The organism is Vibrio sp. Y29_XK_CS5 (assembly GCF_024181835.1).
In the GTDB taxonomy this organism is placed as follows: Bacteria; Pseudomonadota; Gammaproteobacteria; order Enterobacterales; family Vibrionaceae; genus Vibrio; species Vibrio harveyi.
Genome location: NZ_JAMZAM010000002.1, coordinates 399,079 through 422,609 on the forward strand (window position 1 = coordinate 399,079; position 23,531 = coordinate 422,609).

Annotated in this window: 22 protein-coding genes and 1 pseudogene; 16 read left to right on the forward strand and 7 right to left on the reverse strand. The window is 45.2% G+C overall.

Translation table 11 applies throughout. The annotated features are described in order from the left end of the window. The first annotated feature begins 20 nt into the window (after positions 1 to 20). Genes NL647_RS12070 through vopD form a run of 5 tightly spaced genes read left to right on the forward strand, consistent with a single transcriptional unit; the run spans position 21 to position 4,899 of the window. Positions 21 to 311, forward strand: a complete 291-nt coding sequence (locus tag NL647_RS12070) for an LcrG family type III secretion system chaperone (RefSeq protein WP_005441819.1) — start codon at positions 21 to 23, stop codon at positions 309 to 311. Between the two features lie 10 nt (positions 312 to 321). Beyond that, positions 322 to 2,169 (forward strand): virulence-associated V antigen, encoded by a 1,848-nt coding sequence (locus tag NL647_RS12075; protein ID WP_253650194.1) that lies wholly within the window; start codon positions 322 to 324, stop codon positions 2,167 to 2,169. 12 nt (positions 2,170 to 2,181) lie between these two features. Beyond that, the gene (gene vcrH / locus NL647_RS12080) at positions 2,182 to 2,673 is read left to right on the forward strand and encodes a SycD/LcrH family type III secretion system chaperone VcrH (RefSeq protein WP_005450229.1); all 492 of its coding nucleotides are present in this window, start codon (positions 2,182 to 2,184) and stop codon (positions 2,671 to 2,673) included. A gap of 3 nt (positions 2,674 to 2,676) precedes the next feature. Continuing rightward, on the forward strand, positions 2,677 to 3,876 hold the full coding sequence (gene vopB, locus NL647_RS12085) for a type III secretion system translocon subunit VopB (protein WP_017819092.1): 1,200 nt from the start codon (positions 2,677 to 2,679) through the stop codon (positions 3,874 to 3,876). 9 nt (positions 3,877 to 3,885) lie between these two features. Then, the gene (gene vopD, locus NL647_RS12090; protein ID WP_050925106.1) at positions 3,886 to 4,899 is read left to right on the forward strand and encodes a type III secretion system translocon subunit VopD; all 1,014 of its coding nucleotides are present in this window, start codon (positions 3,886 to 3,888) and stop codon (positions 4,897 to 4,899) included. A 94-nt stretch (positions 4,900 to 4,993) separates the two neighbouring features. On the opposite strand, the gene NL647_RS12095 is transcribed toward vopD, so the two are convergent. Continuing rightward, entirely contained in the window at positions 4,994 to 5,170 is a 177-nt protein-coding gene (locus tag NL647_RS12095; protein WP_173364789.1) for a hypothetical protein, read from the reverse strand. A 312-nt stretch (positions 5,171 to 5,482) separates the two neighbouring features. On the opposite strand from NL647_RS12095, the gene NL647_RS12100 reads away from it, so the two are divergent. The 3 genes from NL647_RS12100 (at position 5,483) to NL647_RS12110 (ending at position 8,115) form a co-directional block, all read left to right on the forward strand. Next, complete coding sequence (locus tag NL647_RS12100) at positions 5,483 to 5,839, forward strand: MerR family transcriptional regulator (RefSeq protein ID WP_253650195.1); 357 nt, start codon at positions 5,483 to 5,485, stop codon at positions 5,837 to 5,839. 58 nt (positions 5,840 to 5,897) lie between these two features. Then, positions 5,898 to 6,281, forward strand: a complete 384-nt coding sequence (locus NL647_RS12105; RefSeq protein WP_009698247.1) for a carboxymuconolactone decarboxylase family protein — start codon at positions 5,898 to 5,900, stop codon at positions 6,279 to 6,281. 460 nt (positions 6,282 to 6,741) lie between these two features. After that, a complete protein-coding gene (locus NL647_RS12110) occupies positions 6,742 to 8,115 on the forward strand; it encodes a carbohydrate porin (RefSeq protein ID WP_253650302.1) in 1,374 nt (457 codons plus the stop codon). Between the two features lie 63 nt (positions 8,116 to 8,178). Here the strand turns inward: NL647_RS12110 and NL647_RS12115 are convergent, their stop codons facing one another. After that, positions 8,179 to 9,165 carry a LacI family DNA-binding transcriptional regulator gene (locus NL647_RS12115; protein WP_009698245.1) on the reverse strand — a complete coding sequence of 329 codons (987 nt, stop codon included), beginning with the start codon at positions 9,163 to 9,165 and terminating at the stop codon, positions 8,179 to 8,181. Between the two features lie 235 nt (positions 9,166 to 9,400). On the opposite strand from NL647_RS12115, the pseudogene NL647_RS12120 reads away from it, so the two are divergent. The 4 genes and pseudogenes from NL647_RS12120 (at position 9,401) to NL647_RS12135 (ending at position 13,905) form a co-directional block, all read left to right on the forward strand. Continuing rightward, positions 9,401 to 10,841: pseudogene (locus tag NL647_RS12120) on the forward strand (sucrose-specific PTS transporter subunit IIBC). 165 nt (positions 10,842 to 11,006) lie between these two features. After that, a complete protein-coding gene (locus NL647_RS12125; protein WP_253650196.1) occupies positions 11,007 to 11,930 on the forward strand; it encodes an aminoimidazole riboside kinase in 924 nt (307 codons plus the stop codon). Positions 11,931 to 11,961: 31 nt separating this feature from the next. Next, entirely contained in the window at positions 11,962 to 13,416 is a 1,455-nt protein-coding gene (locus NL647_RS12130) for a sucrose-6-phosphate hydrolase (RefSeq protein WP_239923854.1), read from the forward strand. 153 nt (positions 13,417 to 13,569) lie between these two features. Further along, on the forward strand, positions 13,570 to 13,905 hold the full coding sequence (locus tag NL647_RS12135) for a zinc ribbon domain-containing protein YjdM (protein ID WP_005450215.1): 336 nt from the start codon (positions 13,570 to 13,572) through the stop codon (positions 13,903 to 13,905). A gap of 81 nt (positions 13,906 to 13,986) precedes the next feature. On the opposite strand, the gene NL647_RS12140 is transcribed toward NL647_RS12135, so the two are convergent. The 3 genes from NL647_RS12140 to NL647_RS12150 form a co-directional block, all read right to left on the reverse strand. Further along, positions 13,987 to 14,823, reverse strand: a complete 837-nt coding sequence (locus NL647_RS12140) for a hemin ABC transporter substrate-binding protein (protein ID WP_049535749.1) — start codon at positions 14,821 to 14,823, stop codon at positions 13,987 to 13,989. Between the two features lie 93 nt (positions 14,824 to 14,916). Continuing rightward, a complete protein-coding gene (locus NL647_RS12145; protein WP_253650197.1) occupies positions 14,917 to 17,172 on the reverse strand; it encodes a TonB-dependent hemoglobin/transferrin/lactoferrin family receptor in 2,256 nt (751 codons plus the stop codon). A gap of 201 nt (positions 17,173 to 17,373) precedes the next feature. Further along, a complete protein-coding gene (locus NL647_RS12150; protein ID WP_050921074.1) occupies positions 17,374 to 18,054 on the reverse strand; it encodes a Crp/Fnr family transcriptional regulator in 681 nt (226 codons plus the stop codon). Between the two features lie 212 nt (positions 18,055 to 18,266). Between NL647_RS12150 and NL647_RS12155 the strand changes: the two genes are divergently transcribed. Then, entirely contained in the window at positions 18,267 to 19,073 is an 807-nt protein-coding gene (locus NL647_RS12155) for a class I SAM-dependent methyltransferase (protein WP_253650198.1), read from the forward strand. A gap of 3 nt (positions 19,074 to 19,076) precedes the next feature. Continuing rightward, entirely contained in the window at positions 19,077 to 19,400 is a 324-nt protein-coding gene (locus NL647_RS12160; protein WP_050921699.1) for a cupin domain-containing protein, read from the forward strand. 80 nt (positions 19,401 to 19,480) lie between these two features. Here the strand turns inward: NL647_RS12160 and NL647_RS12165 are convergent, their stop codons facing one another. Next, the gene (locus tag NL647_RS12165; protein WP_253650199.1) at positions 19,481 to 20,350 is read right to left on the reverse strand and encodes a nickel/cobalt transporter; all 870 of its coding nucleotides are present in this window, start codon (positions 20,348 to 20,350) and stop codon (positions 19,481 to 19,483) included. Beyond that, positions 20,350 to 21,015 carry a DUF1007 family protein gene (locus NL647_RS12170; protein WP_080992764.1) on the reverse strand — a complete coding sequence of 222 codons (666 nt, stop codon included), beginning with the start codon at positions 21,013 to 21,015 and terminating at the stop codon, positions 20,350 to 20,352. The genes NL647_RS12165 and NL647_RS12170 overlap by 1 nt, the downstream gene beginning before the upstream one ends. 258 nt (positions 21,016 to 21,273) lie before the next feature. Between NL647_RS12170 and NL647_RS12175 the strand changes: the two genes are divergently transcribed. Continuing rightward, the gene (locus NL647_RS12175) at positions 21,274 to 21,570 is read left to right on the forward strand and encodes a DUF2607 family protein (protein WP_038866925.1); all 297 of its coding nucleotides are present in this window, start codon (positions 21,274 to 21,276) and stop codon (positions 21,568 to 21,570) included. Positions 21,571 to 21,851: 281 nt separating this feature from the next. Beyond that, the gene (nikA, locus tag NL647_RS12180; RefSeq protein ID WP_253650200.1) at positions 21,852 to 23,438 is read left to right on the forward strand and encodes a nickel ABC transporter substrate-binding protein; all 1,587 of its coding nucleotides are present in this window, start codon (positions 21,852 to 21,854) and stop codon (positions 23,436 to 23,438) included. Positions 23,439 to 23,531 lie beyond the last annotated feature (93 nt).

Genomic DNA, 23,531 nt, shown 5'->3' on the forward strand with positions numbered 1-23,531 from the left:
GCTTTAAGATAGGTATCAAGATGAAGCAACCCTTTACCGAAACCATTGAAAAATCAGAACTTGCTATCCGTAATGCGGAAGATAGAACTGATGTCTTCAATGAATTACTTGAAGGATTAGGCGTTGGTCCAGTAGCAGGAAATATTCTGCTCGATGGGTTAAATGCTTCGCCCCAATTGATGAAACAAGCAGAGCATGAACTGCTTGAAGAAGTACAACGCCGCAGACAACAACAGCATCAAGTGCAAGCCACGAGTACCAAAGGCTCTAGGCGCAAGCGACCAACAATGATGCGTGGCATGGTGATCTAGAGGTTTCTAAATGACGGATATGACAACCATGAACTCTGTATCTGGAGTTCTAAATACAGCAACGAATCGTGACTCTCAAGCCTCTTTCCAGCAGCGTTTGGTAGAGACCCTTTCTCCAATTCTAGGCGATTCCGATGCAGCTCAATTAGAGTCTTTGATTCGCCAATTACCAATGGTAGTTGGGCGTACCGAACAAGAAAGTTTGGACCTGTATGCAGATTCATTACGCACGCTGCTAGAAAAGCAAGCCGCCTTTACGGGGACTGCTGCCGCTGAGACTGCTGCGCATTGGATGCAGTCACTGCAACACCAAGCGGTGAATGGTCAGATTGCGCCTCAAGACGTAGTGACTGGCGTAAACAACACGCTCGCGCATCAATTCCAGTCTTGGTTCGATAAGCAATTAAAAGATACGGTCGACAGCTCGCTTCCAACAGATTTTATCAATGAGTTTCGTTTAGGCAGCCAAAGCACCCAAGCGCAGCAAATTGCAGTTCTAGATGCGAGCGCGCTTACAGCCGCGACAGCAGAGATCAGCAAATTTGTAGACGCTCTTGCGCAGCAAATGAGCTCTAGCGAAGTCCGTGATAGTGCGATTTCATTTTTGCGCAATGCCTTTCGTAATCTAGGCTCGGTAGATATCAACGGGCTCAAGAACTCGGACTACTTGCTAACGCAAGAAAGCTTTAGTGCAGCGGTTACAGCTCAACTGGTTACTTCTTTGGACAGCGTAGGCATCACGTTAAGTAACAGTGATGCTAAGGCTTTGGCAGATAAGATTGCTTGGATTCCAGGTATGTCCAAGCAAGAGCTTACCGGTGCATTAAATGACCTAGCAAAACAAGTGAAAGGTCAGTACGAAAACGAATACGGGGCAGGACAGGTTGGTCAACTGCAAAACGTGCTTAATGCCGTGGTAGCAAACCTCAAGAACTCCCCAAATGCGATAACACTTTCGAGTTTGTTTTCTAGCATTGCGGTAAGCCTTGTGAACAAGCAAGTCGATACTTTTTACGGTAACCTCCATAAGGTACAGAAATACCAAGCGACGCAAGATCAGGTTGATCTAATCAAACAAAATACTGCACGAGACATAAACCTGCTATTTGAGAAGATTGTTGCCAGAAAAGACATTGGTACTGATTTCATTACGCGTCATCAAAAAATGATGGAGAACCTTAGCAAGTTAAATACGCGCTTGAGCAAAATCTCAGAAGAAGAAAAGAAGATAACCACAGGAGCTGACGGGAAAGAGCACGCTGATGTTAAAGCGGAACACTCTCTGACTGCTCGCGATTTACTGTCTGTGATTGAATCCAGCATTGGTGATCGCTTTGATGAGCGTGTGCTGTTTGCCTTAAACGAGCGTCGCGTTAACCGACTTGAAAAACGAAATGCGCAGAAAGAAACGTTAGAGAACCTCACCGTTCAGTTGAAAGTATTTGGCGTTGTTCAGTCAAAGATTCACTCCAAACAAAGTGTTGATGGCACATACAAACCTGTTGATTATGGGTTTACTGCTGCAGATTTTAACTATGGTTCAGATGCAGACTTTAAAGCCTCACCTGAATATAAGTACCTAACAGACAACGGTATTAACAATCATCAAGACTTTCTGCAAAAGCAGGGAGTAAGTTTGTCTAACAATGCAAGCTTTAAAGACGAAGAGAAGTCAAAAAAACTGTCTAATTTTTCTAGTTCTGTCAGTGCTAAATCCAAGTTGCTTAACGATGAAGTGCAAATCAAAACCACTGAGCTGAACGACACCAGCTCTCAATACAACTCTACCGTTGAAGCTATGAACAAGTTTGTTCAGAAGTACCACAGTATTTTACAAGAAATCCTACGAGCGATTTAAGGATAAACAACCATGACTACACAAAACGCGGCAACTGACCCATCTCAAATGCAAGCAGAGGAACTACTTTCGTTTCTAGAGGATGGGGGAACGTTAAAAATGCTGCACGACGTATCGGCAGATACTATCGAGCACATTTACGCGGTTGGATACAACTTTTTCCAATCAGGCAAGGTAGAGCAGGCCGCTAAGGTTTTCCAACTACTTAGCATGCTTGATCATTACCAAGCGCGCTTTTTTATTGGTTTGGGAGCCGCTCGTCAGGAACTGGGTGAGTACCTGCAGGCGATTGACGCCTACAGCTACGCTGCGCTTGTGGATATTAATGATCCACGCCCACCTTTCCACTCTGCAGAATGTCACCTTAAGCTTGAGCAATTGACAGAAGCAGAGAGTGGGTTTTACAGCGCGAAGGAGATGTCTGCCGGGAAATCAGAGTATGCAGACTTGCATCAACGAGCAGACATCATGTTAGAAGCGGTGAGAAACAAAAGGAGTAACTAGAATATGAATTCTATTGCACTTGACCGCACTCAGAGCCAGGTATACACACCTGATTCTGGCCAAACTACGTTAGACAAGGTAACGAAGACCGCATCTCATGCGTCACCTTCTGTAACCGTTGAAAACGTAAAAGGTAAAGATGCTGAAGCATTGAACACTGGTAAAGTTAAAGTTCAGCTTGATGCACCTAATGCCGCAGTAAGCGATAAGGTTAATGAACTTACGCTGAAAGCCATGGCTCAGCTACAAAAAATCGTAGACTCGATTGCCAAGGTTTTGCATGCGGTTGCCGACAATACGGGCTCGCTAGCAGTGAGAATCATCGCAGGTTCTGCGGATGATTTTGAAGTAGAGCTGGCTGCAATCACAGACAAACTGAAGAGCGCTCAAAACGAGCTTAAAATTCAGGAAGTGAAAGTAGCGAAAGCGAAGCACGAGCAAGAAATGGCAGAAAACCAAGAGAAGATCAAAGAGTCTGAAGCTGCGGCAAAAGAAGCTCAAAAGTCAGGTTTAGCCTCTAAGATCTTTGGTTGGATCAGTGCTGTTGTCTCTATTGTCGTTGGTGCCATCATGGTGGCTACTGGTGTTGGTGCGGCAGCAGGCGCATTAATGATTGCGGGCGGCGTGATGGGCGCGGTTAGCATGGTTCTACAAGAGCCAGCTGTACAAGACGCGATGAAAGAGGCTGGCATTAATGTCGATGCTCTCAACAAAGTCGTGATGGCTTTAGAGATTGCCGTAGCAGTTATCGGGGCAATCGTCACCTTTGGCGGTGCAGCTGCAGGTGGTATCGCGAAATTGGCGGCGAAGAGTGCAGGTAAGATTGCACAGAAAGTCACTGATATTGCGACCAAAGCAGCAGCGAACATGGCGAAGATCGCAGATATGGGCTCTAAAGCTGCGACTACGACTGCGAAAGCAATCCGTTTTGGTGCAGAAACCGTCGACCTTACTGTCAACGTTGGTAAGGGGGTCACTGATGCGGTTCATGCGTCTGATAACGCAGATGTTACAGAAATCCAAGCTGACATCACAAGCCTTCGAGCGAAGATGACCCTTAGCCAAGCGGTTATCGACAAGCTTAAAGAAGAGATCGCTAAGCTGATGGAAGATTTCCAAGAGCTAATGAGTGTCATCATGCAGATGATTCAGGCGAAAGGCGAAACGATGCAAGCGGTGATGAGCCGTCCAGCGACGGTTTAAGGAGCGTTTATGTTAGATAAAATTGGCAATACTGGACGTGCAGATCTTTACGGTTTGGGCGAGCTAGGTAAAACCACTAAGGCTGAAAAAGCGCCTGAGACAAAAACGGAAGCTGCGGCAATCCGTGGTAACAGCGAGGCGGCAGTATCAGGTCCTAAACATTACCAATTGGATGGTCCAAAAGCACCTGCAATCGGCGATCAAGCTCGAGTAGTTGAAAAGCTGATGAGCGCATTGGCGCCAACTGTGAATCTGCTAATGCAGACGACAGAAAAAGCCCTAAACGGTGAGCAGGTCATTAAATCTCCGTCGGATGCCGTTTCACAGTCACTGTCTCTACTTAGCCTGCTTTACCAAGTGTCTAAGTTAAGCCGTGAGCAGCAAGTGCTGCAGCGTGAAATTGCCGTTGAAGCAAACGTAGCAAGCCTTAAGAGCCAAGCACAAGAGCTTAACAACTCAGCCAAAGCGATGATCGCAATGGCGGTTATCTCTGGTGTTATGGCGGGTGTTACTGCAATCATGGGCGCAGTTGGCTCAATGAAAGCAGGTAAGAAGATCAAACAAGAAGCCGCTGGTAACAAAGCATTTAAGGGGCAACAAGCGAACTTAGATGCCAAAATGGCTGAGATCAAAAACACCAAAGGCTTTGAAGGCGCGAAAGTAAAACGTGGGGAAATGCACCGCGAAGCAAATATGATTCGTACCGATATGGATCATATCAAAGCGGATACCACGGCTTACGGACGTAAGTTTGATAAGCAAATGGGCAACAACCAAGCGACGAACTCAGTCATTCAAGCTCTGACTCAAATGGCAAACTCTGCGTCAAACGTAGAGCAAACCAAAGCTCAAGCTCGTAGTAAAGAAGACGAAGTTCTAGCGACACGCGCACAAGCAGCTAAACAGACAGCAGACGAAAACGTCGGCTTCCAAGAAGGGTTGCTAAAAGAGTTGCGTGAGCTGTTCCGCTCAATTGCTGATAGCCAAAACCAAGCATGGCGTGCATCTATCCCAACGGTTTAAACCATAACGGATAAGATCACATAAAGAGTTAAGGCGCTGTATATACAGCGCCTTTTTTGTGTGGATCGCAATGGTATAAGCCGTATAAGCCAGATTATTCTTTTGGTTTTGAAACGCTTTGCTTCCAGTTGTAGCTGAACGCAATGACGCTCTCTACGGCTAAGATTGAAAACAGCTTCATGTTGTCCGATAGCGGTAGAAGTAGAATACAGACCAGTGCGGTAATGCTAGCGGTCAAACAAATTGATAGCCGATGCTTTTGACGTTCCATGTCGAGTCCTACGGTATGGTTTTCAATGTCTTGTTACTTGGCGTTTTCATCAAGAAGGTTGAGTTTAGGCTACCTAATTTGTTGGATCATCGCTTCTTTCTATATGATTAAAGCTATTGAAAATTTGAGTGCCTTTATAGCACAGGTGCTTTGAAGGGCGAGTTGCCTTGGTTCGTATGTTTCGTTAACGATTTTTGATTTAGAACCACTAGAGCTTCAAATTGTTGCCTCGCCTTCAAACCAAGTCATTCTTGCTGAACCTAGCACCTTGAGATTACTTGGGTATACAGCAATTTAAGTAGGGAAATGAGCATGAACATGAGTGAGTTTTCGAAGCGTGTTGAACTGTCGCCTCATACACTCAGATATTATGAAAAAATTGGTTTATTGAAGAATATTCAAAGATCCCCCAGTGGACATAGGATGTATAGCGCCAAAGACTTGTCTTGGATCGAGTTCGTCAAACGTTTGAAAGACACCGCGATGCCGCTTGAAGAGATCCTTAAGTACGCAGATTTACGTGAAGTAGGCGAGAGCACGATTGAAGAGCGTCAGGTATTGCTAGAGAAACATCAAGAAAAACTGACTGAATACATAGAGTTACAGAAGCAACACCTTGCAGCGCTAGAAGCAAAAATAGATTTGTATAAGCAAGGAAAAGTTCGTTGACTTAGAGTTAACTCTAACTTGTAGAGTGTTCCTAGATTCATACAAAAGGAGCATCAACATGTCATCGTCACGCTTTGATCAAGGATTAAAACTGCTTTCAGACATCGATGGTGAGGCAGGGCATAACGTTATTGATAGTCTGCAAGATATCTGTCCGGACTTAGCCAAGTTCACCATTGAATACCCGTTCGGAGATATTTACTCGCGACCTGCACTGGATATCAAATCGCGTGAAATCGCGACGGTTGCGGCATTAACAGCATTGGGGCACTGTCAGCCGCAGTTAAAAGTACACTTAAATGCAGCATTGAATGTTGGGTGTACAGCAGAAGAGATAAAAGAAGTCTTACTGCAAATGTCGGTTTATGCAGGTTTTCCTGCGGCATTAAACGGAATGTTTGCGTTCAAGGAGGTCCTCGCTGAACGGAGTGATCTGAATTAATAGGGAGCTCGCAGGTCGTAGCATCAAACCGCACTCAAGGTCTTGAAAAGGTAATACAACAAAGCCAGAGCGTCGAATCTGGCTTTTTCTTAACTCATCTCATCTCTAATCTACTAAGAAGGCGAGGACAACATGGGATGATCTTCTTATCTCTGCTTGGTCACCGCTATACCAATTCCTCGTTTATATAGCTTCAATCAATGGAATGTGCGCTGGTTAATGATTTTTATGTAAATAATGCCCCCGGACGTGATACAGCTAACAAAATCATTTTTGTTCGGTAACGTTCCCGAAAAGTTTGTATATTATCGCCCCATTGATACAAGTGGTAGAGACGCTCTGAGTCTGAGCGCTCTGAAATTCAGACTTTAGATAGGTATTTAAAGTCACCATAAGTTTGCAATTTTACTTGGGAACGTTTGCAAATAACCTAAGTATAAATTTACGTGAGACTATGGAAATGAAACTACACACTTTGACGATGGCAGTAGCGCTTGGGCTGGTTACAGCACCTGCATTCGCAACAACAGATGTTGACGCTCTTGAAAAGCGAATTAATGAATTAGAACAGAGACTTGAACAGACAGAAAAAGTATCCACAGAAGCAAATGAGAAAGCCTCAAGCTTTGAGTTTCATGGCTACGCTCGTTCCGGGCTGCTCGTTAATGATGATCTGAATGGTGCAGTGGGTACTGGTCCTTACATGACGGCAGCTGGTGCTATTGGCGCGCCAATTGGACGATTAGGGGTTGAGGATGATCATTATGTGGAAGCAAACCTTATTCACAAACGCTTTGCAGATGATGGTTCCAGCGCATTGTTCCGAATCATGTTGGCAGATAGTACGGAAACCAATAACGAATGGACAGCGAGTGAGAGTCAATTAAACGTTCGTCAGGTATATGCTGAGCTAAACAAGTTGAGCATGTTCTCTGAATCAAGTGCGTTTGCTGACGCAACGTTTTGGGCAGGTAAACGATTTGACCGTGATAACTTTGACATTCACTTCTTTGACTCGGATATCGTTTTCCTATCTGGTACTGGTGCTGGCGTGTATGACGTCCAAATGAACGATTCATGGAAAGCAAACTTCTCGATCTATGGTCGTGATTTTGGTGAGATTGATAGCTCGTCAACTGATGTTGAAAACTATATCGCGACAATGAACAACCGTTTTGGTAATTGGCAATTGATGCTGAGCGGCATGACGTCTGCTGATAACAATGATCGCGTAGAAGGTGCAGCAGACAAAGGTTTACATGCGATGTTTGCTTACCATGGCGATAACTTCTTTGGCATGAGTGAAGGCTTCTCTAAAACCGGTATTTTGATGGGTGATGGACTGGGTGCGGAACTTAAAGGCATTGGTTCAAACGGTGATTTGTTAGAAGACGCAAAAGCCGTACGTTTGTTCAGTTATGGTGTAACACGCATCGGCGACAACTGGCGTGTAGCACCTGCGTTGCTAGCAGAACATAGCCAAGATCGCTTTGCTAAAAATGATGAATTTACTTGGGCATCGTTCAACATCCGCTTAGCGCAAGAGTTTACACAAAACTTTGAGATGGTTTATGAAGGCTCATACCAATACATGGACCTAGACAATGCGATTGATAAAGCAAGTGGCAGTTTTTACAAAGCGACAATTGCACCAACGCTTAAGATGTCTACCGCAGCAGGTTTCTTTGACCGTCCGGAGCTACGTTTTGCAGTTAGCTACGTTGATTGGAGCGAAGACTTGAATGGCTACTCGATTAGCCAGGATGCGGGCGCTGCAACGATGGGTGATGGTGGTGAAGTTCTGTTTGCACTGCAAATGGAAACTTGGTTCTAAAGGGCTTTAACCGACAAAGAGTAATAAGAAAAGCGCCAACTGATTTCAGTTGGCGCTTTTTCATTAACAGGACTGACGCTCAATTGTTTTGAAGGTTAGTACCATCTTACTCATTTCAAAACTTCTGTTGGCGATTCTATCTAGTAACAGTTTCGCACCATTTTCCCCTGCTTTATCAAATGCATAGTTAAATGTTGATAAGGTTGGGGTGCACACTGATGCGAGCTCATCATCACCAACTCCTAGCACTAAAACGTCTTTACCCGGTGTTAACCCGAGCTCTTGAATCGCTCTCATCGCACCGATAGCAATACGGTCTGTCGCACAGAACAAGCCATCTAGCTTAGGGTTCTTTGTTAAGTGTTGTTTTGCCAATGAATAGCCAGAATCGATTGTAAAGTCACCACGAGCATGGAAGGCGAGCTCAAAACCATGGTGTTGTAGTGCTTGAACAAATCCTTCAGAGCGTTGCTTATCTACCGCGATATCGTCACCTTGCACACCAATAAAACCCATGGTTTGGCAACCTTTTGCAACCAGTCTATTTCCCGCTTCAAACCCTACTCGTGCGTCATCATGAATGATGCTTGGAATATTAAACATGGAACCATCTTGACCGACGAGCACAACTGGGACAGCTGAGTTTTGAATTGCTTTTACCAGCTTGGAATCGAGGTGGGTGGCGTAAAGAATGATCCCTTCAACCCGTTTTTGGTTAAAGATCTGAATGTATTCCAGTTCTTTTTCGTGGGCTTGGTGAGTGCTAGCAAGTAAGACATGTTTCCCAGCTTTTTCAAGGACATCGGTTAATCCATCGACACCTTGGGATGTGGCATGAGAGGAAACCCGAGGAACAATGACACCAACCAGATTGGTCTTTTGAGATTTTAGATCTTTAGCGACTTGGTTCGGCACATAGCCACACTCCGCTACTGCTTGGCGGACCTTTTGTTTTGTCGCTTCTTTTACGCCATACTCATCGTTTATAACCCGTGACACTGTTGATTTTGATACGCCAGCCAGACGGGCGACATCATGCAGACTCGCCATTGTTCCTATCCATTCTGTTTTTCGTTTTTGGGATTGTTTGCAAAGAGAAGATGAAAATCTCTTTGATAAGTAGCGATTCTAACCTCCTATACTGCTCTTAGGGAGAGAATTTGACGATCATTCTCACATTCTCTCTGCTTTATCTTTGATCATTTGGTTTTATTGAGCAAAAATCTGTTTTGCAAACGTTCCCGAAAATTTCGCAAGCTCAGATAATAATCCAATGGGGTATGAAATGAATTATCCGGCAGTAGCAAAAGAGTTGTTAACTCTATTAGGTGGTAAAAGCAACATCACCGCACTTGCGCATTGTGCGACACGCTTACGCCTTGCCGTTGCAGATGAGCAAAAAATAGATGAACAAGCGATTGATAGCCTTGAAGGGGTAAAAGGGCAGTTCAAAGTTGCGGGTCAGTACCAAATCATTTTTGGATCAGGCATCGTAAACCAAGTTTATGCAGAAATGGCGAAGTTGACGGGAATGAGTGAAATGTCCACCAACGACGTTGCGTCTGCTGGCGCAGAGAAACAAAACATCGTTCAGCGCGCGGTGAAAGGGCTGTCTGATATTTTCGTTCCAATCATTCCCGCAATCGTCGCTGGCGGTTTGTTGATGGGTATCTATAACCTATTGACTGCCCAAGGCTTGTTTATTGATGGCAAATCTTTGATTGATGCCAACCCAGGACTGACAGACTTGGCGAACATGATCAACACGTTTGCGAATGCTCCGTTTGTTTACCTGCCTATTCTGCTGGCATTTTCAGCCAGTAAGAAGTTTGGCGGTAACCCATATTTAGGGGCGGCGCTAGGTATGTTGATGGTTCACCCAGAATTACTTAACGGGTGGGGCTTCGGGGGGGGCTGCGGTATCTGGCAACATTCCGGTTTGGAATATTCTTGGCTTTGAAATTCAAAAAGTGGGCTACCAAGGTTCGGTGTTACCGGTTTTGGTATCGGCATTCATTCTTGCGAAGGTTGAGTTAGGTCTGCGCAAGGTCATTCCTTCTGTTTTAGATAACCTCTTAACGCCGCTACTTGCGATTTTCATTACGGGCTTATTGACGTTTACTGTCGTCGGTCCATTCACGCGTGATATCGGTTTCCTATTGGGTGATGGTCTGAACTGGCTATACAACACAGCTGGCTTTGTTGGTGGTGCGGTATTTGGTCTTATCTATGCTCCGTTTGTTATTACCGGTATGCATCACAGCTTCATTGCGATTGAAACGCAACTTCTTGCGGATATTGCGACGACGGGCGGCACCTTTATCTTTCCTATTGCGGCAATGTCTAACGTTTCTCAAGGCGCAGCAGCGTTGGCGGTGGGCGTGATGAGTAAAGATAAGAAGATGAAAGGTATTGCGATTCCATCGGGTGTCACGGGTTTGCTGGGTATTACAGAACCAGCCATGTTTGGTGTTAACTTAAAACTACGTTACCCATTTATTGCGGCAGTTTGCGCTGCGGCGTTATCAAGTGCGTTCATCACAATGTTTAATGTGAAAGCTCAGGCATTGGGGGCAGCTGGTCTTCCAGGCATCATTTCCATCACGCCGGATAAGATTGGTTACTACATCGCGGGTATGGTGATCGCGTTCTTGACCGCATTTGTTCTCACCATTGTTCTTGGTATGCGTGACCGCGCTAAAGTCGGTAAAAAAGCAACGGCTTAATCTGAACTCCTTAAGGGTGGAGTCCCCCAAAATCCACTTCTTTTCCTAAATGTTTGGGGTGCTAGCCAAGCACTAATGGCTTGGCTAGCCTTTTTCAATTTTTACTTGGTAGTGAAGGTGTTCAACACGTTGGACTATCAGGGCTTTAATTTTAAGGTAAGCAAGATGAATCAAGTGTGGGTAACTGGTGATGCTGTTGTCGATCTAATACCGGAATCTGAGACTTCTTTACTCAAATGTCCCGGTGGTGCACCAGCGAATGTCGCCGTAGCAATTGCTCGTCTATCTGGTAAGAGTGCGTTTTTTGGACGTGTGGGTGATGACCCATTTGGTCGCTTTATGAAATCAACTCTGGATCACGAGGGCGTGTGCACGGAGTTTCTCGTTAAAGATCCTGAGCAAAGAACATCAACAGTGGTGGTGGATTTAGACGATCAAGGTGAGCGCAGCTTTACGTTTATGGTAAAACCGAGCGCTGATCAGTTTATGTCTGTTGAAGACATCCCAAACTTTAAGCAAGGTGACTGGTTACATGTTTGCTCGATTTCACTGGCAAATGAGCCAAGTCGAAGCAGCACATTTGAGGCGATTAAAAGAGCAAAAGCCGCTGGTGGTTTCATTAGCTTTGACCCTAACTTGCGTGATGAAGTGTGGCAAGATCAATCAGAAATCCAAGCTGTCGTAATGAAGGCTGTAGCGATGGCTGATGTGGTTAAGTTCTCTGAAGAGGAGCTTTTGTTCTTAACTGACTCAACATCGATGGCACAAGGTTTACAACAAATAGCCGCTTTGAATATTGCTTTGGTCTTGGTGACACAAGGTGCGAAAGGCGTTTGGCGCGTCTTTGAAAGTCAGAGTGAGCTGATCGCAGGTCAAGTCGTTAGTCCGATTGATACCACAGGTGCGGGTGATGCTTTTGTCGGAGGGCTACTGGCATGTCTGTCTCAACATGACGATTGGAAAAATCATCCTGTTGTTAGCTCTGCGACTCAATGGGCAAATGGCTGTGGTGCATTAGCGACGACGCAAAAAGGCGCAATGACCGCGCTTCCAACCCAGACAGAATTGCTGCAATTTATTGGGCAATGATCTTCAGATCCAATTTCAGTTGAGAAAAATTATGAGCTTAGACAACCGTTGGACTGTAGAGCAAAGATATCGCCGACTTGAACAAATCCCTCAGTGTGATATCGAAGAAATGACACTTTTACGTCAGCAAGATAAAGGCTTTCCTAGTTTTCATATCGCCCCTAGATTTGGGCTATTAAATGACCCAAATGGGTTGTGCTATTTCAATGGTGAGCACCACATCTTTTACCAGTGGACGCCCGTGGGACCAGTCCATGGAATGAAGTATTGGTACCACCTTTCTACTAAAGACTTCATCCATTTTAAAGATCATGGCGTGGGTCTTCATCCTGACCAAGACTACGATTCACATGGTGTCTATTCGGGCGGTGCTTTGGTGGAAAACAACAAGGCTTTGCTGTTTTTTACTGGCAACAAGCGTGACCAAAACTGGAATCGAATCCCAACACAGTGTTTTGCCACCATGGATTCAGACGGCAACATTGAAAAGCACGGTGTGGTCATTGAGAACGAACATTACACGGAGCACTTTCGTGATCCAAAAGTTTGGAAGAAAGGCGACGACTATTTGATGGTGGTGGGTGCTCAAACCAAAACTGAACATGGTTCAATGGCGCTCTATCAAAGCAAAGATTTGAAAACGTGGCAGCATAAAGGTTCAATCAAGACCAAGTTTTCTGACCTTGGGTACATGTGGGAGTGTCCTGATTTCTTTGAGATTAATGGTCAATCGGTGATGCTGTTTTCTCCACAGGGCGTGAGCAGTAGTAATCCTTATGATTTCAAAAACATCTATTCTGTCGCGTATATCGTGGGTGATCAGTTGAACCTAGAGTCGATGACTTTAGAAAACCACCAAGATATTTTACAGCCAGATTATGGGTTTGATTTCTACGCCCCACAAACCTATTTAGATGAGAATGGGCGTCGCATTCTTATTGCATGGATAGGGTTGCCAGAAATCGACACGCCATCGGTCACACACCAGTGGGCAGGAATGCTGTCTCTTCCTAGAGAACTAACGTTGAAAGATGGTTTTCTTGTTCAAACTCCGCTCCCTGAGCTGAAAAGTTTAAGAAAAGAAGAGGTGGTCTTTGCACAATCCCATACACTGGAAAGCACCAGTTGTTTGATCCAATTAGACCTTGTGGGCGATGGCTTTGAACTTGAGCTGAGCAACCTCAAAGGTGACAACATCGTCTTTAGTGCGACAGAGCACGAGTTTGTGCTGGACCGTCATCACATGTCGCACTTGTACGCAGAAGAATTTGGTGGCATTCGAAAAGCACCAAGATTGGACGCTAAGCAGACGATTGAGATGTATATCGACCATTCTGTCATCGAGATTTTCATTAATGGTGGCAAACACACGATGACCAGTCGTTTCTTTATTGACGACCTCAATACGGTAACGTTGAGAGGGTTGGATCAAGCAAGGCTTTTCCCTTTGAAAGGTATTACAGGCTTGTTTGAATCGTCTATGTAGTTCGGCGCATCAAACGGCGTTGTCCTAGGGTAAGAGATGACGCCGTTTTCAATCAGCTTTGTTTTTCGATATATACGATAGTTTGCAAATAGGCTCGATAAGGTGAGCAATTACCATTACCATATTGGCAAATTCATTAGCTCGTGATTATTTATGTCTTTACCTCCTTGCCCAAATTGTAACTCGGAATACGTTTATCCAGATCAAGACCACTTAGTTTGCCCTGAATGCGCACACGAGTGGAACCCGACTCAGGCAGCAGAAGAAGACGCCGTAAACGTGAAAGATGCCAACGGCACTTTGCTGCAGGAAGGTGATAAGGTCACGTTAGCCAAAGATCTAAAAGTAAAAGGCAGCTCATTGGTGCTGAAGATCGGCACTAAAGCTGTGATTCGTCGTATTAAAGACGGCAAAGATCATCAACTAGATTGTAAAGTCGATGGTGCTGGCGAGATGATGGTGACGGCGCAGTTTGTGAAGAAGGCGTAATACCTGCACTTAGATATCGCTTTCAGAAGCAATAAAAACAGCTCATTAGGAGCTGTTTTTTTGTTTTTAAGCAACGCTTGATTATTGAGGGCAAAACGTTTGATTGAGCTCTTTTGCTACCTCGATACTTGCTAGCCCAAATCCACCCAATAAGGCGCCACTTGGTACGACAAGGATATTTTTGTTGATGCCGGCTGGCGTTAATTTTAGAACCGGCAACTTGTCCAGAATCTTATCCGCACTCTGATACATATCCCACGCTCTTTGACTCACTAAAATGTAGTCGGGTTGCATCTCTAACATCGCTTCCATACTGGTTGAGCGATAGCCTTTAAAGTGTGCTTGTGCAGGATTAATCGCCCCTGCGAGAGTAATGATGGTGTCGATTGCCGTATCAGCGCCACCGACGCGTGTTGCTCCAGAGCGGTCAAGCATAAAGAAAATAGCTTTTGGCTTGGTTTGGCATTGTTTGTGCTCTAGTTTCTCAATTTCTGATGTCACGCTTTGTTTTAGCTGCTTGGCTTCAGTAGGATGCCCCATGACTGCTGCCAGAGTGTCTATTCGAGACAACAGCTGAGGGACATGTTGCCCTGAAGGGATTGTTACCACTTCGACACCACTTTTCGCAATTTGTTTGATGGCAGTTTGTGGTCCCATTTCATCAGTGCCGATCAAGTGGGTAGGGCGCAGTGCCATTACTCCTTCAGCAGAGAGACGAACATGTAAGCCTAACTGTGCGATGTCTTCATTGCCTTCAATCAAATGTCTACTGGTAAAATCTGCACCGACTAGCTTGTCTTGCGCGCCTAATGCATAAATGATTTCTGTTACCCCAAAGCCTGCGCTGATCATGCGATCTTCAGCATGCAAGGGCATCGTGACCAAAGAAGCGAGTGCCAAACATAAGAGTTTTTTCATGTATTTCACCTTACATACCATGAACAAATACGGGTATGTTTGATAAATCAAAGCCCCTCCGTAGAAGAAGGGGCTAAATAGTATAAATGTGCTTTAGAAAACGTATTTCGCGTTCACGCCGAAGTTGATACCTGGCGAAGTGAACGAGTCTGAATTTGCAACGGACGTTGGTGTTAACCCTTTCACACGGCTGTAGTTCCAGTATTTCTTATCAAATACGTTAAATACACCACCTCGAATGGTTAGGTTCTTGATTGGTTGCGCATAGGCGGTAACATCAACGATGCCGTAGCCAGGTGCTGACAAGTTATCTTTATTGCTCCAATCGCTGCCATCTTTGCTAGCAACAGCCGTTAAGGTGGTTTCCCAACCGTACAGTGCATTGGCTTGGTCGAAGCCAAGACCCAATACCCCGGTCAGTGGTGCGACACTGTCTATGGCTTTTCCTGAGTCTTTATCCTCACCTTCGGACCATGCACCACTGACACGTAAGTAAGTGCCATTTGGTACAGGCATTAATGCTCCGAGCTGCAGGGCACTTGAGAATTCCACACCGTAGATTTTCGCGTTGTCGATGTTCTCGTTTTTGCTGTACATGTATCGAGTACCTTGGTGTACTTCAGTCCAAGATGTCGAGTTAATGAAGTCACTGTAATCGTTGTAGTACGCTGCTAATTCCCAGTTCAACGCTTGATAGTTCTGGCGAACACCCAGTTCAATAGAATCACTGGATTCGGGCTTCAAATCAGGGTTTGCAAGCACTACAACATGCATTCCAGGGACGGGATTACGCTCAAAGCTGTAGTAAAGCTCTTCTGGTGTTGGTGCTTTAAAACCACGCGCGTATTTAGCGAAGGCGCTGGTGGTATCGGTAAAGTGGAACACGCCTCCCAATTGTCCTGTGATTGCATCGGTATCGAGATCTTTGTATTCACCTAGGTTACCGTTGATATTGCGATGATCTTTGGTTGGTCGGTATTGGAACATGTCGTAGCGAAGACCAGTGGTTACAATCAAGCGGTCATTCATAAGATACATCTGATCTTGCGCGAAAAGCCCAGCTTTGCGTACGTCAGTTTTTGGTGGCATTTCAACAACGCCACTGGTGTCTTTCCCTTTATTATCCGTGTCACGAGTTTCGAGCTTGAACTCGCTGTCGATTAAGGTTGCTCCGTAAATAAAGTCGTGATTTGTGTTTCCTAGCACGAACGAATTATCGAGCTGTACATCCAGCTGGAGCGATGTATCCTTCGCGTTACGTTGTCTGGTTCGATCGGTGCTGGTAAAAGGTGGGAAAGCGCTTGTCAGTGTGTCTTTTGTGGTGTTTTTCGCTTCCGAAATCTGCCAGTTTGCTTGCCAAGTTAAGCGATCAAAAGCGGAGTATTGAGCATTCCAAGTGTGCTCAATGCCAACGCGACCTCTGCGCTGAGTGTCCTCGAAATGATAGTTAGAATATTTATTGAAGCCACTAGAGCTGCCTTCTAGAGAACGACTTTTCCCATCCGAGTCTTGTTCGAAGTACTGCCCAGTAAACACGAAATGATGCTTTTCACTGGCTTGAAGTTCTAACTTAGACAAAATGTTGTTTGATGTGTAGTTCATCGGATCGGCTTTACCGCGACCTTCGCCAGTGATATCAGCCCCATCGCCATGCGTTTCCAGTTCGTCACCATCGCGGTGAGTAAAGATAATCATCCCTTTAAGGTCTTCATTAAACTGGCGAGCCGCGTTTACGGTTGCTTTGTAACTGCCGTCGCGAGATTGATACCCTGCGTCGACACTCGCATGACCTTCTTCGCCTTGGAGGAGATCATCAGCGGATTTTGTTCTCATCAAAACGCTACCGCCGAGTGCACCACTGCCGTACAAACTTGAAGACGAACCTTTGTTAACTTCAATGGCGGTGAGCGTATCAACTTCGACTTGCCCTTGACCTTTGCCAAGAACATTCATCACAGTTCCGCTGACTCCTGAACCGTAAGCGACGGGTTGTTCTACGCCATCGACTAGAACTTTAACCCGGCTTCCGTCCATTCCTCGGACATTGAAATCTGACGCCCCAAAACGTGAGTTGCCATTCATGCTGACGCCCGGTATGTAACGTAGGCTTTCTTCGATATTGTTTGCCATCTGCTTTTCAATATCTTCTGAGCTGACAACCGCCACACTACCTGCGACGTCAGAAATAGACTGTTCCATACGAGACGCAACGACGACAACGGTTTCCATTTTTTGTGTGTTTGCCGTGGGCTTTTGTTGTTCGGCATCACTAGATGCATAGGTGAGAGGGGCAATAAGCGTTGGCAGCAATAATGTAAAAGGTGCCACCCTTGGCTTTAAAAGAGACATACTGCATTTCCTTAGAAAAATCGCACTAAAAATAAAAGCTCTTAGCACTTCAAGTGGGAATGGTTATCATTATTATCGCAGTATGATGAACAAGATTTGTTCACTTAGATTTGATCTTTATCAACTAATAATGCATCTCATTTGCATCTTTTAGGTGGTGATGGATTGTTCAAGTCAGCAAACACCGTTGATGACTGCCTCTCAATCTCGCTGGAATATTTCTGGTGCTAACTCCACCGCTTCGCACATGGCGGGAATGTCTAGCAGCGTGATATGACTTTCGCACTCAGTAATAAAACCATCGTTTTTCAGTTTTTTGAACGTTCTAGAAAGCGTTTCTGGCGTCATCCCTAGCTGTGTTGCGAGCAGCTTTTTTGTCACGGGTAATGTGATTTTCCCTTCGCTTCTCGATTGAGCACAATAGAAGTCAGCCAGCTTCATCACCAGTCTTTGGTTCGCGTTTACTTGCGTCAAAATGTTCACGGTATCCATCAGCTGGTGGATGCGATTGGTCATGTAGTTCATGACTTTTAATGAAGTCTGTGGAGACTGAGTAAACACCGTTAACACATCTTGGTAGTAGAACACAGACAGCTCCGTATCCTGATCGACACGGGCACTCATCGGATAGGTTCTTGGGGACATAAACATCGCCATTTCCGCAATCATTTCTCCCGCCATGAACACTCTAAACAGCTTTTCGTCGCCGTTTGGCATCAAACGAAACAGCGAGACTTTTCCTCTCTCGACCAAATACATATTTTCCGCAGGTTCCCCACGTTCAAACAGTTGATGTCCTGCATCGCAATGCAAAGGCGAGCGTTTTGAAAAGAGTTGCGTTTTTTCTTCTTCGTTAAGGAGCGAAACAATAGAGCCGGGCACGCTGTTTTCCTTAGCTTGATAATTATCAAGCAGCAAATTCGGACTTGGGGGATAAGATACAAATAATAATCATTATTGATTGATGTGCCAACTTATCCAACCTGAGAAAGGAGAACAGTTATGGACGGTATTAGCCACGTATTTCGATGGGTTGCCTTGTGCGGTCTGGTCGTTCTTTTTGTTCCCGTCGCCATCTTTGCTTAGGAGTCATTATGTCTAAACGATTAGCGATGCCCAATGAAGGGCGAGAAGTGACAAAAACACCGGGACACTGGGTACTCGCTCAACTGGGTAAGAAAGTGCTGCGTCCTGGTGGCAAAGAACTAACACAAAAAATGCTACAAGGGTTGGCGATTACGCGTGATGACCTCGTTGTCGAATTCGCGCCCGGTATGGGTTACACGGCACGTTTGTGCTTGGAAAAATCCCCTGCAAGCTACACCGCTATCGAACAAAATGAGCAGGCAGCGGAGATTGTTCGCTCTTACTTACAGGGTGCAAACCAACGTTGTCATGTCGGGAATGCACAAGAGACAGGGTTAGAGCCAGAATGCGCTTCTGTGGTTTATGGCGAAGCTATGCTGACGATGCAATCCGATGCGCGTAAAAACGAAATTATTGCTGAGGCTGCTCGAATCCTCGCAACTCATGGTCGTTACGGTATCCATGAACTGTGCATTACGCCAGATACTATCGATGAAGATAAAAAGCGCGCAATTCAAAGAGAAGTTTCCGAGACCATTCAGCACCCCGCCAAACCCATCACACCCGCAGAGTGGAAAGCTCTGATGGAAGAGAATGGTTTTGTCGTTGAATTCGAAGCCGTTGCTCCAATGCATTTACTCGAACCAAAACGCGTTATCGCCGATGAAGGCTTGAGTGGGTTCTTAAAAATCGTGAAAAACGTACTGACTAAACCGCAAGCGAGAAAGCGTGTGTTAGGCATGCGTAAGATTTTCCGCAAACACGAAAAGAACCTATCTGCGATAACGCTTGTCGCAAGAAAGAAGGAAAGCTAAATCATGTTTGAATACACCTTATATGAAGATCTCGCGAATGAAGTGGATATCCCCAAAGCAGGTATCACGAGTTGTCCTGTGTACAAAAGTGAGCGTTTGCGAGGTGTTATCTTCGGGTTCGCCGAAGGTGAAGAAATGAGCGAACATACTGCAGCAGTACCAGCGATTGCACAAATACTCGAAGGAGAATGTACGTTCACGCTAGAGGAAGAGGCGAAGGAACTAAAAGCTGGCGCTTGGTTGCTAATGGACGCACATTTGCCTCACAGCATTATCGCAAAAACGCCATTGAAGTTAATGCTTTACCTGTTGCGCGAGCCTAAGTAACACGCAGTATTGAAATACAAATCAATGTAAATTCAGCCCCAACCAAGTGTTGGGGCTTTTGCGTTTATTGCTGTCGGCACTTATCTGACGAAGTTCTGCAATCCCGCCACACTGGCAAAGTTATAGAGAATGAAACCCGATGCCACCATAGTAACTGCCAAAACAAGGTTAAGCGTATCGCTCAAGTTGGCATTGGGTTTGGCGCTGTGGTTTTTCATTTGGCGTTGAATCGTTAAAGCGTTGAACACCAATATCGAGTTGGTCATTGCTGTTCCTAAAGCCATCACAAATGTCGCGACCATGCCCCACATTAAGCTGCCTAACATGTTAGAGAGAAACAGAACCAGCACCGCGCCAGTACAAGGGCGAAAGCCAATAAGCAGTAGTGCTTTCCATGAAATATTGCCGTTAGAATCTGCGGAATCATCATCTTCTTGAGAGGGTGTTTGCTTGATGCGGCGTTTAACCACCGACGCAAACTCTTTCAGCGCCAGTAGAATAATAAAAACCGCACAACCTTGCGTTAGCAGACGAACATTATCAGAAAGGCTGAAAGCAAACTGCTCTGCAATCTTGGCGGTAATCACGAAAAGAATGCACGCGCTCGCGGCTTGCAGGGCGGCAATAATCGCGACCAAAACAAGCGCCTGTCGGCGACGGTAGCCATGAATCAGGCTCATTGACGTCACTGCTGTTTTGCCGTGTCCAGGGGCAACCGAATGCAGCAAACCATACAGAAAACTGAAGCCCAACAAGTACCAACCGTACAACAGTTGCCCTTGACTGATGAGCATCAGATATTCACTGAGCGAGTTTACCGTGTCACGTTGAAGCCGAATCAACTGCATCCAGTAAGCAGGGAAGTGATTCCAAATATGAAGAGTAATGGCTAATAGCACTAAGCCGAATACTGCGAACAGACCGCGTTTGAAGACTAACGAGTTTCCCATTAGTTCTCCTCCGGCTCACAGGTGAAGAGGGCTTTTTGGGTAAATAGCTGACCGAGTTCGTTATCTGGATCGGCATCAACAGAGAGTGACATCGCGTAAGTCACTTGCTCAGGTGTTGGGTTTGGTTCAACCACGTCGATATGACAACGATCAGCGTAAGGCTTATTGATGGTGATGGCGTGCTTGTGTTCCCAACTCATATCTACGAAGTAGCTTGGATCAAAGATAAGCAGACGCAGATCAGGCGTGTAGATACTGGTGGGCTTAGCGAGTTCAAGATTGAACTTCAATGTTGCTTTTGCACCATTCATCTCGATAGACCCTTCTTCCACCATCTTGTAGCGAATCGGTTCATCGTCGGCATAAAAGTAGGTGAAGTAATGGCTTGATAACAGGTTGTAAATCACCTGACTAGAGAGTGTCGAAAGCACTTCATCTCGATTTTCGTCGGTGAGTTTCTCTCCCGCGAGCATGTAAGCCGTGGTCATGGCGTCAAACTCCCAGTTCATTGAGAGCGATTGAATCTTATCTTCTTTGATATTGATTTGGGTTTCCATCGTCACCCAAGAATGAGGGTGGGCGTGGACAAAACAAGAAAACAGCAGTGAGAAAGCAGTAAGAGTTAGGCGTAATCTAGAAAGAGAAAACGATCCAAAAATGGACATCCGATTACCTATGTGTGAAGCAATATGAAAAGTGGGAGTTGTTATAACATAACATTTTGGTGATTTGAACGCGGTTGATTTTTTATCACTAAATTTTACAAGGATTTGCCTGTTTGAGGAGAGATGGCTAGGTTTGATGAATATGTATCGAAAGTAAGATTAATTCTCATTATTTTTCAAACTTAAGGTGTTAACTTGATCTAGATAAAGATTTAGCACGCAATGCGGTGTTACATTTCGCCCCATCATCATCACTGGATGTGGAATTTGAACTACTTTTCTCGCTTTACCAACAATGTGCTGTTAATGCTCGCACTGCTCATGCTGCCTGTCGGCTTGAGTACGCTGTCGATCGTGCACGATTTGGAAATGGAGCCGGAAACGCATCTTCAACATCAGTGCGAAATCTATGACGCGATTCAAACGGCTGTTCACAGCAGCGATTTTGAATTGCCTGTCGTCAATCAAACCCCAGAATATCATCATACAATTCTGACCGAAGCGCATCTCAATGTTTATGAGCTACCACGTACTCGGTCGCCCCCTCACGCGTAATTGCGTGCTCATTTCCTATCAGCTTTAAACTTCTGTTCGTCTGCCGTAGTAGCGAGATTGCGGGACTTGACGCCTGCTGTTTTCGGTATGTTTTCTGGCGACTTTGCCAGATACGCCCACGAGCACAACTAAATATTTTTCTATCTAAATCATTGTCTTATTTTTGTATGAGCCAATGACAGTCAGTTTGATGCCATTAAGGGCTTGATGATTATTGCCCTTATTGTAGTATTAATATGATTAAAGATAATAATTATCATTAACATTTAAAGGTTTTGTTTATGCCGTCTAAAAAACTGATCGCCGCGGTTGCGGTAGCTGCTTCTGCCATTCTTCCTATTCAAAGTGCTTTTGCAGAAGAGAGCACACTGACGTTTGCCAATTACCGCGACATTCGCGACCTTAACCCGCATCTTTATGGCGGTGAGATTTTTGCGCAAAACCTGATCTTCGAAGGTTTGGTTCACCTTGGTGACAACGGCGTTCTTGAACCTTGGTTAGCAACCAGCTGGAGCACATCAGAAGACGGCAAAACCTACACATTTAAACTGCGCGATGACGTCACTTTTTCTGATGGTACAAAGTTTGACGCTAACGTCGTGAAGGCAAACTTTGATGCATTGCTAGATAACGCAAACCGCCACACTTGGCTTGAGTCAATTCGCCTAATGGTTGAAGTCGAGAAGTCAGGTAAAGAGAGTGTTCGCGTGGTGGACAATAACACCATCGAAGTTGAATTTGCTGAATCCTACTACCCATTCCTTGTTGAGCTTGGTGTGACACGTCCGTTCCGTTTCCTTTCTCCAAAATGTTTCAAAGACGGCACAACCAAAGATGGCACTAATTGTTACGTCGGCACGGGTAGCTATGTCCTAACGGACAACGTAGTAGATCAACGTGCAACGTTTGAACGCAATGAAAACTACTGGGGTGAAAAGCCTCAGATTGACAAGATTATCGCGAAAGTGATCCCAGACAACCAATCGCGCCTGTTGTCACTGCGCAGTGGCGAAGTAGACATGGTTTACGGTTTGCAGCTGATCAGTGCGCAATCATTCAAACAGTTTGAAAAAGATCCACGTTTTGGCACTAACCTGTCAGATCCGGTTTCTACACGTATGCTGATTCTGAACTCAGCGAGTGAAAGCCTGAGTGATACGCGTGTTCGCCAAGCGTTGAGCCATCTAACCAACAAAGCGATCATTGCTGAGCGCATTATGCTAGGTCTTGAAAAACCAGCAGACACGCTATTGGCGCAAAACGTACCTTACGCAAACATCAAGCTGACGCCATACCAATACGACGTTGCTCAAGCAGAAAAACTGCTGGATGAAGCAGGTTGGAAGAAAGACGGCAAAGTGCGCAAGCTAAACGGTAAGCCTTTTGAAATCACGCTTTCTTACGACAGCGACAAAGTGGTTGAGCGTACTATCGCGCAATACCTACAAAGTGAATGGTCAAAAGTGGGTTTGAAAATGAACCTTGTTGGTGAAGAAGAACAGGCACACCGTGACCGTTTGAAACAAGGTAATTTTGACCTATCGTTCAACATCTCTTGGGGTACGCCTTACGATCCTCAATCGTTCCTAGGTGGTATGCGTAAACCGGTTTACGGCGATTATGCAGCGCAGCAGGGCATTCCTGAAAAAGCAGAAATCGATAAGAACATCCTTGAAGCACTAGAAGCGATTGATGAAACCGAGCGCCAAGCACACTACACCTACGTATTGAAAACACTGCATGAGCAAGCGATCTACATCCCGATCAGCTACGAGCAAAACCGCGCGATTTTCAACAAACGTGTAGAAGGTGTGGGCTTTAACCCATCTCAATTTGAGATTCCTTTGCAACGTATGTCTGTTAAGTAACCTCACCAGTCGGTGGACAAAACACTGACTTAAAGTATCACGACTGACACTCTGAATTGGGTGTCAGTCTTTTTACTTTTCTAACTAAAACGT

What these genes read in the sequence shown, in the direction of transcription:
- NL647_RS12070 (WP_005441819.1), top strand. Translation starts at nt 21, where the DNA reads ATGAAGCAACCCTTTACCGAAACCATTGAAAAATCAGAACTTGCTATC.
- NL647_RS12075 (WP_253650194.1), top strand. Translation starts at nt 322, where the DNA reads ATGACGGATATGACAACCATGAACTCTGTATCTGGAGTTCTAAATACA.
- vcrH (WP_005450229.1), top strand. Translation starts at nt 2,182, where the DNA reads ATGACTACACAAAACGCGGCAACTGACCCATCTCAAATGCAAGCAGAG.
- vopB (WP_017819092.1), top strand. Translation starts at nt 2,677, where the DNA reads ATGAATTCTATTGCACTTGACCGCACTCAGAGCCAGGTATACACACCT.
- vopD (WP_050925106.1), top strand. Translation starts at nt 3,886, where the DNA reads ATGTTAGATAAAATTGGCAATACTGGACGTGCAGATCTTTACGGTTTG.
- NL647_RS12095 (WP_173364789.1), bottom strand. Translation starts at nt 5,170, where the DNA reads ATGGAACGTCAAAAGCATCGGCTATCAATTTGTTTGACCGCTAGCATT.
- NL647_RS12100 (WP_253650195.1), top strand. Translation starts at nt 5,483, where the DNA reads ATGAACATGAGTGAGTTTTCGAAGCGTGTTGAACTGTCGCCTCATACA.
- NL647_RS12105 (WP_009698247.1), top strand. Translation starts at nt 5,898, where the DNA reads ATGTCATCGTCACGCTTTGATCAAGGATTAAAACTGCTTTCAGACATC.
- NL647_RS12110 (WP_253650302.1), top strand. Translation starts at nt 6,742, where the DNA reads ATGAAACTACACACTTTGACGATGGCAGTAGCGCTTGGGCTGGTTACA.
- NL647_RS12115 (WP_009698245.1), bottom strand. Translation starts at nt 9,165, where the DNA reads ATGGCGAGTCTGCATGATGTCGCCCGTCTGGCTGGCGTATCAAAATCA.
- NL647_RS12125 (WP_253650196.1), top strand. Translation starts at nt 11,007, where the DNA reads ATGAATCAAGTGTGGGTAACTGGTGATGCTGTTGTCGATCTAATACCG.
- NL647_RS12130 (WP_239923854.1), top strand. Translation starts at nt 11,962, where the DNA reads ATGAGCTTAGACAACCGTTGGACTGTAGAGCAAAGATATCGCCGACTT.
- NL647_RS12135 (WP_005450215.1), top strand. Translation starts at nt 13,570, where the DNA reads ATGTCTTTACCTCCTTGCCCAAATTGTAACTCGGAATACGTTTATCCA.
- NL647_RS12140 (WP_049535749.1), bottom strand. Translation starts at nt 14,823, where the DNA reads ATGAAAAAACTCTTATGTTTGGCACTCGCTTCTTTGGTCACGATGCCC.
- NL647_RS12145 (WP_253650197.1), bottom strand. Translation starts at nt 17,172, where the DNA reads ATGTCTCTTTTAAAGCCAAGGGTGGCACCTTTTACATTATTGCTGCCA.
- NL647_RS12155 (WP_253650198.1), top strand. Translation starts at nt 18,267, where the DNA reads ATGTCTAAACGATTAGCGATGCCCAATGAAGGGCGAGAAGTGACAAAA.
- NL647_RS12160 (WP_050921699.1), top strand. Translation starts at nt 19,077, where the DNA reads ATGTTTGAATACACCTTATATGAAGATCTCGCGAATGAAGTGGATATC.
- NL647_RS12165 (WP_253650199.1), bottom strand. Translation starts at nt 20,350, where the DNA reads ATGGGAAACTCGTTAGTCTTCAAACGCGGTCTGTTCGCAGTATTCGGC.
- NL647_RS12170 (WP_080992764.1), bottom strand. Translation starts at nt 21,015, where the DNA reads ATGTCCATTTTTGGATCGTTTTCTCTTTCTAGATTACGCCTAACTCTT.
- NL647_RS12175 (WP_038866925.1), top strand. Translation starts at nt 21,274, where the DNA reads ATGTGGAATTTGAACTACTTTTCTCGCTTTACCAACAATGTGCTGTTA.
- nikA (WP_253650200.1), top strand. Translation starts at nt 21,852, where the DNA reads ATGCCGTCTAAAAAACTGATCGCCGCGGTTGCGGTAGCTGCTTCTGCC.